The 13,337-nt window shown below is 53.8% G+C and carries 14 protein-coding genes; 7 read left to right on the top strand and 7 right to left on the bottom strand.

Annotation, left to right across the window (positions count from 1 at the left end):
• Window positions 1–212: 212 nt before the first annotated feature.
• From JUJ53_RS16920 to accC, 5 genes are all read left to right on the top strand, one after another.
• Window positions 213–830: a response regulator gene (locus JUJ53_RS16920; protein ID WP_204153206.1), complete on the top strand. Its 618-nt coding sequence runs from the start codon at window positions 213–215 to the stop codon at window positions 828–830.
• Between the two features lie 615 nt (window positions 831–1,445).
• Entirely contained in the window at window positions 1,446–3,182 is a 1,737-nt protein-coding gene (locus tag JUJ53_RS16915) for an EAL domain-containing response regulator (RefSeq protein WP_204153205.1), read from the top strand.
• A 167-nt stretch (window positions 3,183–3,349) separates the two neighbouring features.
• Window positions 3,350–4,051, top strand: coding sequence for a magnesium protoporphyrin IX methyltransferase (bchM, locus tag JUJ53_RS16910; RefSeq protein WP_204153204.1), 702 nt, complete (start codon window positions 3,350–3,352; stop codon window positions 4,049–4,051).
• A gap of 321 nt (window positions 4,052–4,372) precedes the next feature.
• On the top strand, window positions 4,373–5,089 hold the full coding sequence (locus tag JUJ53_RS16905; protein WP_204153203.1) for a heme oxygenase (biliverdin-producing): 717 nt from the start codon (window positions 4,373–4,375) through the stop codon (window positions 5,087–5,089).
• 383 nt (window positions 5,090–5,472) lie between these two features.
• Window positions 5,473–6,822 carry an acetyl-CoA carboxylase biotin carboxylase subunit gene (gene accC / locus JUJ53_RS16900; protein ID WP_204153202.1) on the top strand — a complete coding sequence of 450 codons (1,350 nt, stop codon included), beginning with the start codon at window positions 5,473–5,475 and terminating at the stop codon, window positions 6,820–6,822.
• A 54-nt stretch (window positions 6,823–6,876) separates the two neighbouring features.
• Here the strand turns inward: accC and JUJ53_RS16895 are convergent, their stop codons facing one another.
• On the bottom strand, window positions 6,877–7,173 hold the full coding sequence (locus JUJ53_RS16895) for a YggT family protein (protein ID WP_204153201.1): 297 nt from the start codon (window positions 7,171–7,173) through the stop codon (window positions 6,877–6,879).
• 171 nt (window positions 7,174–7,344) lie between these two features.
• Window positions 7,345–7,515: a hypothetical protein gene (locus JUJ53_RS16890; protein ID WP_204153200.1), complete on the bottom strand. Its 171-nt coding sequence runs from the start codon at window positions 7,513–7,515 to the stop codon at window positions 7,345–7,347.
• 25 nt (window positions 7,516–7,540) lie between these two features.
• Here JUJ53_RS16890 and JUJ53_RS16885 point away from each other — a divergent pair, with 25 nt between their 5' ends.
• The gene (locus JUJ53_RS16885; RefSeq protein WP_204153199.1) at window positions 7,541–7,660 is read left to right on the top strand and encodes a photosystem II reaction center X protein; all 120 of its coding nucleotides are present in this window, start codon (window positions 7,541–7,543) and stop codon (window positions 7,658–7,660) included.
• A gap of 634 nt (window positions 7,661–8,294) precedes the next feature.
• On the top strand, window positions 8,295–9,050 hold the full coding sequence (locus JUJ53_RS16880) for a Ycf66 family protein (RefSeq protein ID WP_204153198.1): 756 nt from the start codon (window positions 8,295–8,297) through the stop codon (window positions 9,048–9,050).
• Between the two features lie 118 nt (window positions 9,051–9,168).
• Here the strand turns inward: JUJ53_RS16880 and JUJ53_RS16875 are convergent, their stop codons facing one another.
• The 5 genes from JUJ53_RS16875 to JUJ53_RS16855 all read right to left on the bottom strand — a co-directional run bounded on the left by JUJ53_RS16875 (window position 9,169) and on the right by JUJ53_RS16855 (window position 13,178).
• A complete protein-coding gene (locus tag JUJ53_RS16875; RefSeq protein WP_204153197.1) occupies window positions 9,169–9,429 on the bottom strand; it encodes a hypothetical protein in 261 nt (86 codons plus the stop codon).
• Between the two features lie 92 nt (window positions 9,430–9,521).
• Window positions 9,522–10,004 carry a DUF4168 domain-containing protein gene (locus JUJ53_RS16870; protein ID WP_204153196.1) on the bottom strand — a complete coding sequence of 161 codons (483 nt, stop codon included), beginning with the start codon at window positions 10,002–10,004 and terminating at the stop codon, window positions 9,522–9,524.
• 425 nt (window positions 10,005–10,429) lie between these two features.
• Window positions 10,430–11,440 carry a DNA polymerase III subunit delta gene (gene holA / locus JUJ53_RS16865; protein WP_204153195.1) on the bottom strand — a complete coding sequence of 337 codons (1,011 nt, stop codon included), beginning with the start codon at window positions 11,438–11,440 and terminating at the stop codon, window positions 10,430–10,432.
• 36 nt (window positions 11,441–11,476) lie between these two features.
• Window positions 11,477–12,313 carry a type II CAAX endopeptidase family protein gene (locus tag JUJ53_RS16860; RefSeq protein ID WP_204153194.1) on the bottom strand — a complete coding sequence of 279 codons (837 nt, stop codon included), beginning with the start codon at window positions 12,311–12,313 and terminating at the stop codon, window positions 11,477–11,479.
• A complete protein-coding gene (locus tag JUJ53_RS16855) occupies window positions 12,306–13,178 on the bottom strand; it encodes a methyltransferase domain-containing protein (protein ID WP_204153193.1) in 873 nt (290 codons plus the stop codon). The genes JUJ53_RS16860 and JUJ53_RS16855 overlap by 8 nt, the downstream gene beginning before the upstream one ends.
• Window positions 13,179–13,337 lie beyond the last annotated feature (159 nt).

Raw genomic sequence — 13,337 nt, 5'->3', positions numbered from 1 at the left:
TCTACACCCAGACCTCCTATACGACTGATGGGGGGAGAAACTCAAGGTTTGCAGTACACCCATCACGGAACTGTTGACCTAGGCGGGTAGTCTTCCCCCTAGTGTTTTCAACTCTGTGGGCACCGTTGGCCTACCCCATCTCGACGGCTGATATGACCTGCTGTGACTTGGGTATTGTTTGATTCCGTCCTCACCATTGACTACCAGTTGCTATGGCCAGGCAAAAAATTGTAATTGTTGACGATAGTCGCATCATCCGGATGCAAGTGCGAGACATGCTGCCTCAGGGCAACTTTGAAGTGTTTGAAGCCAAGGATGGAGCCGAAGGAATCGATGTGATTCAGCAGGAGCAGCCTAGCTTAGTGGTCATCGACTTCTTTATGCCCAATATGAACGGCTGGGAGGTAGTGCAGCGGATGCAGAAAGATGCCGTCCTGTGTCGTATTCCTGTGGTCATGATGTCAGGGCGAAAGGAGGATGTGGTCGCCGCCGTGCCAGAATTGTTTGACTATTTCGAGTTTTTGAGTAAGCCCTTTGATGCGCCTGTGCTCATGAAAGCCATCAAGGCCGCCATGATCAAAGCCAAAGACCGTCGCCAGGTAAAACCCATGGTGGCTGCTGCCGCAGTAGACAGCAATGGACAGACGTCTCGCCTTGCCCCTGCCGTTGAGACTCAGCCTAGCCGGGACGAGGCCCATCACCTGCTGGAAACCCTCCGGGCAGACATTAAAACGCTGAAAACCCATAATGCTCACTTACAAAGCGAGGTCAATACCCTCAAGAAACAGGTGACCCAGCTCGTATCGTTTGTTCGTAAAAAGTTACAGTAATGGATAGTCAGACAAACTATCATCCAGCGACTGATATGGTGTGGCTGCAGGACAACCGATTCGATATCTGCCCATCATGATGGATTAGGTCGTCAACCTAGCGGGTTTTAAGAAGCCAAAAACACTGCCGCGAAGACTCACCTCCAGTTGCCTAGGCTTCTCCCCTGAGAAGCTACCCTATGGTGCTGTTCTGTCAGACCGGCTGCTTGCAGATTAGGATTGAAGTAGGTCTGCAAGCTCATGTATCAAGGGGTTGGGGCAACCCGATTAATCGGTTTAACGATCGTTAAATCAATCGTCAGACCGATTGTTAGTATGCAGTTTGCGCATAGATGTTCCGGGACAACCTGGACTACTGTGAAGATATGTATGGATTTATATCGTTGCTTGGTATTTAGCGTTTCTAGGTACTCCATCGCCCCCAGGATCTGCCGCGCTTCAGAGCTATGAACGAAATGCCACGTTGGACGGATGGTTTATGCATAAAGGTTATGCATGAAACGGTGCAGCGATATGACTTTACCGAGTCGATCGCCGATGGCTGGCGGCAACGCCTGCCAGGGTTACAGCTCACTAAACGCGCTAAACCCGTTATGCCCATGATTGAGGGATCTGATGAAAACAATTTTAGTGATCGAAGATGAACAAGCGATTCGCTCGAATATCGTGCGAATTTTACATTATGGAAATTTTCAGGTTATTGAAGCAGGGGATGGTCAGGCTGGCGTAGAAGCAGCTAGGAGCTATCTGCCAGATTTAATTATTTGCGACATTATGATGCCGATTCTCGATGGCTATGGAGTGTTTCGAGAGCTATCGGATGATGCTGAAACTGCTATCATTCCTTTTATTTTTTTGAGTGCTAAGGCCGATCGCTCTGATATGCGCCAGGGCATGATCCTCGGTGCAGATGATTACTTAACGAAGCCGTTTACCAGCGCGGAGTTGCTGCAGGCGATCACGGCCCGTCTGTCAAAAAAGGCCAGCGTCACCGATCCCTACGTGAATGAAATGAAGCGAACGGTGGCTAACTTGAGCCAGGTGGCCTATAGCGACCCGCTGACCAATTTACCCAACCGGATTTTGCTGCGCCATCGTCTCAATGAGTTGCTGCGCCCCCTGAAACAGCAGCGTAGTTCTACTCTCGTGGCGGTGTTTTGCATTAACATTCGTCGGTTTCGCGATGTCAACAGCCTCTATGGTCAGTCGGTGGGGGATATGCTGCTGAAGGCAGTGGGCGATCGCTTAACGGAACTAGCAGGCAGCGATCGCATTGTCGCCCGTCTCGGGGGCAATGAGTTTTGTGTCGTCTGGGCAGATATTCTAGTGCCGGAAGATGTAGGTGTCTTGGCTCAGACCTTAATCGACAAGCTGCAACAGCCCTATGAGCTAGGCGATCATACCCTCAACATTCGGGTCAATCTCGGTGCCGCTCTTTATCCCGATCATGGCGAGACACCAGATGCTCTCTTGCCTCGGGCAGAAACCGCCGAGCATTGGGGACAGCAGCAGGGCAGTCAGGGCTATCAAATCTATGATCCAGTCATGACCCAGATGGATCAAGATCGCCGTCAGTTGGAGCTAGACCTGCAAAGGGCGATCGCTGAACTAGAATTTGAGCTGTATTATCAACCCCAGGTGAATTTGATCACAGGGCGGTTGCTAGGTCTAGAAGCTCTGCTGCGTTGGAATCATCCCACGCGGGGGCTATTGCTGCCCGCAGACTTTATGGCAGTGGCCGAAGATATGGGCCTGATGACCCCAATTGGCGAATGGGTGCTGTCTACGGCCGTATCTCAGTTGAAGGTCTGGCAAAATCGATCCTTGGCGACGTTAAAAATTTCCATCAACCTATCCGCCCGTCAATTTAAGCACACCAACTTAGTGCATCACATTACCCAGGTGCTGCAAGAAACCCAGCTTGATCCCACCTGCCTGATGCTGGAGTTGACCGAAACCAGCCTGATGGAAAATATTGATGATGCGGTGCAAACCCTTACCCAGTTGCGCGATATGGGTGTGGGGATTGCGGTGGATGACTTTGGCACGGGCTATTCTTCCCTGAGCAACCTGAAGCGGCTGCCGATTACGCTGCTGAAAATTGATCAGTCCTTTGTCTGCCGAATTATTGAGGATAAGCAGGACGCTGCCATTACCACTGCGATCATCGCCATGGCCCAAAGCTTAAATCTTAAGGTGATTGCCGAAGGCGTGGAAACCCGCAACCAGCTTTCATTCCTCAAAAAACACGGCTGCTACGCGATCCAAGGCTACATTTGCAGCCCGCCGGTGCCCACGGAGGAGGTGGCAGACTGCATTGAACGGCCGACCTTGCTAGATACCAACGTCTAATCTGGGTTGATGTCCTAGGTTTGTAACGCCGCCGATACCTATTAGGATCACCATAGTCCTTAAACTATAGGAGAGCGATCGCCGCCGGACATTCAAGCCGCTTCGAGAGCGATCGCCCCGATCATTGTTGACATTTCTGCCCAAGACGTACGGCATCCTAAACTTCTATGAGCCTAGCTACCAATCCGAAGAACGACGACAAAACCATTGTTCGGGAATACTTTAACGAAACCGGATTTGATCGCTGGCGACGCATCTATGGCAACGGCCAGGTCAATACCGTTCAGCTCGATATTCGCACGGGTCATCAAAAAACCATCGATACGGTGCTCACCTGGCTCGATGCTGACCAAAATCTGTCCGGCCTATCCATCTGTGATGCGGGCTGTGGAGTTGGCAGCCTCAGCATTCCCCTCGCCCAACGCGGTGCGCGGGTCTATGCCAGCGATATCTCCGACAAGATGGTCGGGGAGGCTCAGACAAGGGCGATCGCTACTCTCAAGCAGCGCGATAATCCCAGCTTTATGGCCCAAGACCTAGAAGCCCTATCGGGTAAATACCATACGGTTATTTGCCTGGATGTCTTGATCCATTACCCCGATGACAAGTCAGCGGATATGATTGCCCATCTCAGCAGCCTGGCAGAATCTCGCCTCATCCTCAGCTTTGCGCCTAAGACAACGGCCTACAGTTTACTAAAGAAAGTGGGCGACTTTTTCCCCGGCCCCAGCAAAGCCACCCGCGCCTACCTGCACCGTGAGGCCGATGTGGTGGCAGCCCTTGAGCGCAATGGCTGGACGGTGAAGCGCAATGCGATGACCAAGACCCGGTTTTACTTCTCGCGACTGCTGGAAGTGACCCGCAGCTAAGGCTAGTCCGGCTGAACGCACAACCTCTGTGCCAAGCCTTCGTGCTGAGCCGAGTCTTCGCGCCGAGGTTGATAACGTCATACTTGGGAGAGCGATCGCTCTCCTAAGTTTGTTACAACTCATGAAAAACCGTGAGGATGCGACCGGTCTTGCGTAAAATTTTTTTAATGATAGCCCTCATTAAATCGGACTATCGTAACAATCTAGGCAGCTTTTTTTGAATGCACGCAGTAGCTGACCCCAGTTGGTACTGATAGGGGTTGCATTTTGGTGACTGACGTATAAAAGCCCAGCATTGAGACGTTCATTAGGATATTGAGCATGAGCAGTAATCTAGCCACCAAGTTAAAAGAAGGAACCAAGAAGTCCCACACGATGGCAGAAAACGTGGGATTTGTGAAGTGTTTTCTGAAGGGAGTCGTTGAGAAAAATTCCTATCGAAAACTCGTGGCCAACCTGTACTTTGTGTACTCTGCCATTGAAGAAGAGCTGGAGAAGCACAAAGATCATCCTATTCTCTCCAAAATTTACTTTCCCGAACTTGAGCGGAAAGCTAGCCTAGAGCAAGATTTGCACTACTACTATGGCAGCAACTGGCGGGAGCAGGTTGCTCCATCCCCCGCTGCCCAAGCCTATGTGCAGCGCATCCGAGAGGTGTCTGCGACGCAGCCAGAACTGTTAATTGCTCAATCCTATACCCGCTACCTCGGTGATCTATCCGGTGGTCAGATCCTCAAGGGTATTGCCCAGCGCGGCATGAACTTGACCAACGGAGAAGGCACGGCGTTCTACGAATTTGCTGATATTCCTGACGAAAAAGAGTTCAAAGTCAGCTATCGCCAATCCCTAGATTCTTTGCCCATTACAGATGACATGGCCGACCAAATCGTGGATGAAGCCAACGCCGCCTTCGGCATGAACATGAAAATGTTTATGGAACTGGAAGGCAACTTAGTGAAAGCGATCGGGCAAATGCTGTTCAACACCCTCACCCGTCGTCGTCCTCGTGGCGAAAATGAGCTGGCTACGGCTGAGTAGTCTCTGTCTTGATCCCCAAAAGTCTTGAAGTGAACGGGCGCTCCCTAGTGGGTGCCCGTCCTTTTCTACTGAGGATCTTAGGTAACCTGAGTTCGATGATATGAAGGTAGTACAACACAGCTCAAGTGAGACATTAGGTGAGCGAAGCTGTAACGCATTTAGGCTTTTATTGCCCAAAGGGCGGAGGTTTCTGGAGCCATAACGTTATCGAACTCACGTTTTCCTGAGAGTCGCGACACCTGCATGATAGGATGAACTACTGTTCACTGGGATATCGTCCTGTTTCCTGAGCAACTGCCTCATGGGTCTCTGAGTAAGCGTCTGTTCAGGATGACTCAGATGGCCGATTCACGAAGGAGCATAGACGTTTGCGAAGCGAGACGATGCGGTTTTCCAAGATATTAATTGCCAACCGGGGAGAAATTGCCCTTCGCATTCTCCGCACCTGTGAAGAAATGGGCATCGCCACCGTTGCCGTCCATTCCACCATCGATCGCCATGCGCTGCACGTGCAGTTGGCGGATGAGGCGGTCTGTATTGGCGATGCACCTAGCAGTAAAAGCTATCTCAATATTCCCAACATCATTGCGGCAGCGCTGACACGCAATGCGGCAGCCATCCATCCTGGCTATGGCTTCTTGGCTGAAAATGCCCGGTTTGCCGAAATTTGTGCCGATCACCAAATTGCCTTCATTGGCCCCAGCCCTGATTCCATGATGGCCATGGGTGACAAATCTACAGCTCGGGAAACCATGAAGCGCATTGGTGTGCCGACGGTACCAGGCAGTGATGGGCTGGTGGCGGATGAGAAAAGCGCCGAAGCGATCGCTCAAGAGATGGGCTATCCGCTGATGGTGAAGGCGACGGCCGGCGGTGGCGGGCGCGGTATGCGCTTGGTGCGAAGCCAAGATGAGTTGATCAAATCCTTCCTAGCTGCCCAGGGTGAAGCAGAAGCCGCCTTTGGCAATCCGGGGGTGTACCTAGAAAAGTTTATTGAACGTCCCCGCCACATTGAGTTTCAAATCCTCGCAGACAGCTACGGCAATGTGGTGCATCTAGGGGAACGAGACTGCTCCATTCAGCGCCGCCACCAAAAGCTGCTGGAGGAATCCCCCAGTCCAGCTCTGACGCCTGCCCTCCGTGAGAAAATGGGGAACGCGGCGGTGAAGGTGGCCAAATCCATTGGCTATGTGGGCGCTGGGACGGTGGAATTTTTGCTAGATCAGTCGGGCAAGTTCTACTTTATGGAAATGAATACCCGAATCCAGGTCGAGCATCCGGTCACAGAAATGGTCACCGGTCTTGATTTGATTGCCGAACAGATCCGCATTGCCCAGGGTGAACGTCTGGGGTACAACCAAAAGCAGGTGCAGTTGCATGGGCATACCATCGAATGCCGCATCAATGCTGAAGATCCCGAGCATAACTTCCGCCCCAGTCCTGGACGGATTAGCGGCTACCTGCCACCGGGCGGCCCCGGCGTGCGCATGGACTCCCATGTGTATACCGACTACGAAATTCCGCCCTACTACGACTCTTTGATTGGCAAGCTGATTGTTTGGGCTCCCGATCGCCCCTCGGCGATTCAGCGAATGCGGCGGGCCCTGCGGGAATGCGCCATTACAGGATTGCCCACCACCATCAGCTTTCACCAAAAAATTATGGAGTCTCCCCAGTTCATTCAGGGTGAGGTCTACACCAATTTTGTTGAACAGTTTATGCTAACCCTGTAGGGCGATCGCTGCCTAGATGCCCGGTCTAAACTAGCGATGTGGTCTAGATCAGGTCTAGATCAAGTGATGCGACCAAAGGGTGAGCAAGCCCTGCTGCCCCAGCAAAATTTCCCGCAGCAGACTGGCAATGCCCACCCAAATAATCGGGCTGACATCCACGCCTCCCAAGGGCGGGATCAGTTTGCGGGTGGGGCGCAAGAAGGGTTCGGTGGGCCAAGCCACAATGTTAAAAGGCAGGCTGTTGAGATCCGCTTGGGGATACCAGGTGAGAATGATCCGGAGTACAAAGAGGAGGATCATGCCGCCCAGGAGAATACCCAGTCCCAAACTGGTCACGGTTGCTGAAATCATAGTGCTACTCCATGGCATAAACGGCGATCGCTGATCCTGTTCCGAGACGTTCGTCCTACGGCAGCCTAGCTCCCCTCGATACTGAGGGCGATCGCCTAGAACTGTAACAATTTATTGCGTGTATTTTAGCGCGAGACGGGGACAGGAATGGTAGGCGTCTCCAGGGATCTCCTAGGAGCGATCGCCCTGAATGCGCCATAAAATGCGCCATAATGAGAAGGGCAACAGGGCTGAGGGTAGCGTCGTCTGTCTAGACCAGCCCAACCTCAGCCGACAAATCCTCGATAGATGTTCGATACCCTTCTCAAAAAAAGGGGCGATCGATAAGATAATTGAAGACACAATTCAGAAAACAAGACTTAAACCCATGACCCCATCTTTAGCCAACTTTTTGTACAGCTTGCTAGCGGGTGCCATCATCATCGTGATCCCTGCTACCATCGCTCTGGTGATCATCAGCCAGCGGGACAAAGTCCAACGCTCTTGATGGTCAACACCTCAGATGCCGGTCTTCGCTGGCGCTGATCGTGGAACTAGAACCTCACAAGAACCGGTCATGGTGATTGTGAGGTTCTGCTTTAAGGATCCACCACGCCTACCAAGGTGCTTAGGGCAAGAGATAGGGCGATCGCTCCCAAGCAATGCGCGATCCAGGGCAAGTTGAGAGCTGATTGACGGACAAAACTCCTGCGATCTTGGTCCTCTTGTCGGTTGGTTTAGCGTCAGCGTAACCCAACCAAATCTAAGCTGGTACTGGGTTTGACGCTGCTCAGCCTAGGCAAAAAGACTTGTCCGTCAACCAAGGTTGAGGATTTCTTGTCACATGCGCGACAGCAGCCTCGTGAAACTATGATGTCTTGCCGCCTAGCCATGAATCTGAGAGAATTCACAGCAGTCGCTGGGTTGCGTATAGGCTAGAATCGGCAGTAGAGACCAGAGACACATCTGGCTAATCATGGGCGGGGGCAAAGCTTCGGGCAAAAGATCCGCTAGCATAGAATTACGAGAGGAGAAGATGGCTTAATGATCAACTTTTTGGGAAATTCCGCTTCTTTGCTGGGGTTCCCCCTCTGCCCTCGGGCAGGTCTCCCCTTTTCATTGACCGCTGAGAGGAACTTGCCGTGAATTTTGGTACTCCCGTCCCCCTGCTGATTGGGATTGTCCTCATCGTTGGTGCGATGTCCCTCTTTTTCCTGGATAAACTGAAACCGGGCTACGGACGGGATGCGGATAAGGTGTATTCCATCCTGTTGCTGATCTCGGGCCTCTTCCTACTAGCCCACCTGACCATGGAGCTGCTGGCCTCGTTTCAGCAGGTGATTATGGTCGGGGTGATTGTTGCCCTCTTTATTGAAAACATCCAAAATCGTCCCCCCAAGGACGATCGCGGCAGCGATCGCGATCGCTACCCCAATGGCTCCGACTATGGCGACCCTGCTCCTCCCGAGCCCTACCGTCCTAGCCGCGCCCTAGAACCTCGCCGCACCCCCCGCACGAAGGTCCGCGCTCGACTCGACGACGAGTATCCTATGTATAGCGATCGCCGCCCTGCTCTGCGGGGTTGGGATGAGGGCGATCGTCCCTCTCCTCGCCGTCGTCCTACCTCCGCTAGCCGGCCCACCCCTCGTCTCGACGCGTCCCGTGTGCGCCCAGATTGGGATGCAGAACCTATGGAACAGCGTCCTACGCGCTCTAGCGATCGCCCGTCTCGTCCACCTCTACCGCCCGATGATGAGCCGATTGCATCGCCCGGCACCAGCTATCGGATGCGTCCGCAGTCGCGTCAAGATGACGTCCCTCGCCGCCGCCCGCCATCGACACCGTCCTCAGATTACGTTGATTATCGACCCATGGACTATCCTTCGGAGTCGGTCTAGCGCCCCCTAGGGGGTGCCTGGCTTGACCGTTGCGTCATCTATCGTTGTGAAATCAACCCAAAACGCCACCCCGTCATGATGATGAGGTGGCGTTTGCTTTAGGCGATCGGGGTGTTGTCTATGCGTGGCGGTTGGCTTCTGCCTGGAGCCATGCATCCACCGGCTGTCCATCCCGGCGCTGCAGCTCAATTTCAATCACCATGGCGGCTTCTTCTCCAGGGGAGGCGGGACGTTCATGAAACTGAACCGTATACATCTCCGGATCTTCGTTGCGTTCGCGAAGCCAATCCTGAACTTTGGTGGTGGCAAAGAAAGACTGTCCTTGCTCAAACAATCGCGTGATCTGCATCTGCAGTGTGAACGGGTTAATGCGAGGCATAGCAGTATCAAACTGATGACTGCACCTATTGTAGCGCTTGGCTTCAACCGGAGCGGCTATTGGCTCCGGCTAGCTGTTTTCCAGAACGTCCTTTAGTCTCGCTGGAGGCGGATGAGTTCGTCCTGCAGCCGTTGATGCAGATCGGCGCTGCGATCGGTTTGCCCTAGCATTTGAGTAATGGCATTGAACCGCTCAATGGTTAGGTCATTTTGCTCCACAATCCGGATGGCGCGATCGCAATAGTTGCGGGCGATGGTGCGAACGTTGGAATTGAGTCGGGTGATGCTCTCTGGACGGTGGCAGGCAATCGATGAAGCGGCATTATTGCCCGATAGAGAGCGAATTTCATTAAAGGCCGTTTGCCGTAAAGGCTCAATCACTAGAACAGCGCTGGCATAGTTACGGAGTTCTCGGTCGGAAAGAGTTTGGGCTTGGGCGGCATGTCCCCACTGGATGGATGAGGACTCGATATGAACAGAGGGAATCGCATCACTCAAAACAGCGATGGATGCCACTGCAAGAGCGAGGCTGACATGACGAAACTGGATGATTAACCGGTGGAAGTCTCGCATCATAACGATAAAGAAAGCTGGAAACAATAGGGTAGAAAACAGTGCGACTAGTTGAGGTAGCTTGGGGTTGATCCTAACGTGTTGAGGTTGTGCCCTTAGGGCAGCGTTGGGTTGCGCAGTTACTGGGTGGATGATGGTGTAGAGCACGCCAATCAAACGATCATTGAACCATGGCTCAGGATCCCTGTGAGAAGACGTTAGCCCAATCCAAAACCTAATCCAATCCAATCTGAGCTTGACCGAGAACACCTGACGACTTCCCTATTCATTCGGTAGCAGAGATCAACCGGGGGAGACTGGGCCGATGATCAGGAACCAGATGACAGGAATAGACGCTGGGTTAGATCGGTATAAGTTCTTTGAATTATTTTAGGGAGATGAAGTTCCACAGTTGGCGATCGCTCTTGCGGTATTGGCCCCGGATCGTGCTAACGCCACTGCCCTGAGGGAGATGCCTGAAAGGTTTGGCATAGCTGAATGATGTGGGTTTGCATCCAGGATCGCGGCTCTGCTCCTTGTTTTAGCCCCAAGTCTAGCTGCAGCAAGAGTTTGAGAGCGGTTTGGAGTTGATCGAGAGATATTGATCGCACCTCTTTTTGAAGAAAGTAAATGCGTTTGGGATTACTCACTTCAGCGGCTTGGGCGATCGCTCGTTCATCCCGTTCCCCCAACTGCACCATGAGCTTTACCCAGAGCCAGGTGCGCACTTGGCCCACCAGGGTAGTCACGATTTTCAGGGCTGGTTCGTTGCGGTTGAACAAGTCGGCGACTAGGGTGAGAGCTCGGGCGGTGTTGCCCTCGCGGATCGCCACGGCCAATTGCAAACTGTTTTGGGTGGATGTGGTCACTAGGGTGGCGATCGCTGCCTCATCAATGGCCCCACGACCTTGCCCATCGCTGACGTAGAGGCTGAGTTTTTCTAGCTCGGTGACCAATTGGCGGGTATCATTGCCCACCGCATCCGCCAGCAGCTCCGAGGCTTTGGGCGACAGGGTGAGGTGCATCTCCTTCGCCATAGTTTCCACGTGGCGAATTAATTGATCGGTCTTCCAAGGCGAGATGGCAGCGAATTCCCGCATCGTGGCATGGGTTTTCAGCAGCTTGGTGGACTTGAGCCGACCGTCCGGCTTGCCCGCCAGGGTAATCATCAACACGGATGTATCGGGAATATTGGGCAGGGTGCGCTCCAGTTCTGCCAGCAGCGCCTCAGAGCAGCGTTGGGCAATGGGGGTGTCTACTAGCCAAATAAACCGTTGACCGCTGCCGAAGGGGGGCGTCATGGCTTGGTTGAGGGCCTGCACCACGGCATCGGCCTGATCCGGCAGCAGTTTGTCGGCATTGAAGCTAGCCCAAGCAGGATCGAGGGTGCGATCGCGCAGGGTGGCGATCGCTCGATGGAGGGCAAATTCGTCGTCTCCCCAGTAGACATGAACCGGCATTCCAGTCTCCTTGTGGTGAAGGCTTGTGGCCTGATCTTACGGACTTCCTGTAGCCATCTGGGTCAGGATCGTGAGACCGCCGCCCGTTCCCAGCAGCAGCAATAGACCCAAGGCCCCTGCTAGGGGCTGTCCATGAATGCCCACCAGCCAGGCTGGGGTGGTCACGGGAGGGCGATCGCCCTGGAGGGTATCCACGGTGGCTACGCCCCACACCCAGCCGGTATGCAGCCCCCAAGCTAGGCCAATCGCATTGCCATCTACCCAGCAGGCCAAGGTGAGCACCATGCCCATGAGCCATAGCCCTGGCAGTTGAGGTACCGTACCGCGACCATCCCAAACTAGGTGCAGGCTGGCGAAAATGACGCTGGCGATCGCTCCTGCCGCCCATAGATCAAGGTGCGATCGCAGGGCATGGAGCAGGAATCCACGAAACACCAGCTCTTCGATGAACCCCACGCTAGCGGCAACGGCCAGCAGGCCTAGGAGGACGGGTAGCGATAGCTGCTGCCAGGGTAGGGGCGGCTGGTCGGGATGCAGCCGCTGCAGGACGACTCCTTGGACGCCGTAGAGTATAGCAATGCCAGCTAGCCCCATGGCTAGACCTGCTCCAGCCGAGGGGATGAGCCTGTACCCCACCAGGCCATAATCGGCCCAATCGTCTGCCGACAGATGCTGGATGCTCCATAAAACCAAGGGTGCTAGCCCATACAGAATGGCTAAGAGCGGCAGTTTCTGGGCGGCTGTTGCCGGTTGAAACGGTCGCCAGTGCAGCCGCTGGGCCAAGGGAATTGCCATGGGGAGCCAGAGGATGACCCATGCGGCAAAAAAGACGCCTATCCAACCGATGGGATCGAGGCTGATGTCCCTAATCACCCAGCGTCTCCTGGGGGCGATCGCTCTCCGGCTTCTGAGCACAGAGCACCCCAAAGGTAATCAACCCATCCCGATAGCCCCGCTGCATGAGTCCCATGGATAGAGCTGCCTGGATCGTCGTCCAGCCCGATCGCATCAACCCCCACAGCGCCGACCAACTGAACGCCGATCGCACCACCACCGCCCAGAAGGGAGCCACCGCCTTAGACCAATCGTCGGTACGCATCGCCTGAAACCCAAGCTCTTCGGCAATCACCGCATAGTTGGATAGGGAGATGACGTAGGGCAGACAGTAAACCTGGTAAATTTTGTTGAGGTGCTTTTGTTCCCGAGGCGTCAGGGGAACCATGTCGGTTTCTCGATGGCACCATGTGGCTAACATCAGCGTGCCCCCTGGGCGCAAGACTCGATAGCATTCACTGAGAAACTGGGTTTTGTCGGGCATATGTTCCCCACTTTCCAGCGACCAGACAAGGTCAAAGCTGTTGTCGGCGAAGGGCATAGCTAGAGCATCCGCCACTAAAAAAGTAGCGGGAATCTTGGCGAGAAGCGATCGCTCCTCTGCTCGCCGAGCCTGCACAGGACTGAGGGTGATCCCGGTGGCCGCCGCCCCAAATTTTTCTGCTAGGTAGAGAGAACTCCCGCCAATGCCACAGCCCACATCTAAGACCGAGGTTACATGGGTCACCTTAGACCAAGATAGAAGTTCATCGATTAAGTCAATTTGAGCTTGGCGTCGCTCCTTGGGAATTGTGCCATCGGCCCCATAGTGACCGTGGTGCATATGTTCGCCCCACACCTGCTCCCACAACCCAGACGATGCGTCGTAGAATTGCTGAATTTGATTTTGTAACGAGGTTGTCATCCTCAACTCCTTGAGAAATAGTTGCACCGGGATATCACGACAATCTGCCTGCCGATTGATACTCTGGAGAAGCTCTTGGACATAGGCTAAAACGAATGGTACAAGTGCGATCGATAGCTAGATGGCTGAGCGCGGAGGGGCAGAATAGTCTGTCCAAGA

The organism is Leptolyngbya sp. CCY15150 (genome assembly GCF_016888135.1).
In the GTDB taxonomy this organism is placed as follows: domain Bacteria; phylum Cyanobacteriota; class Cyanobacteriia; order RECH01; family RECH01; genus RECH01.
Note: the sequence above shows the minus strand (reverse complement) of the source record. Positions and strands in the feature narration are given on the sequence as shown.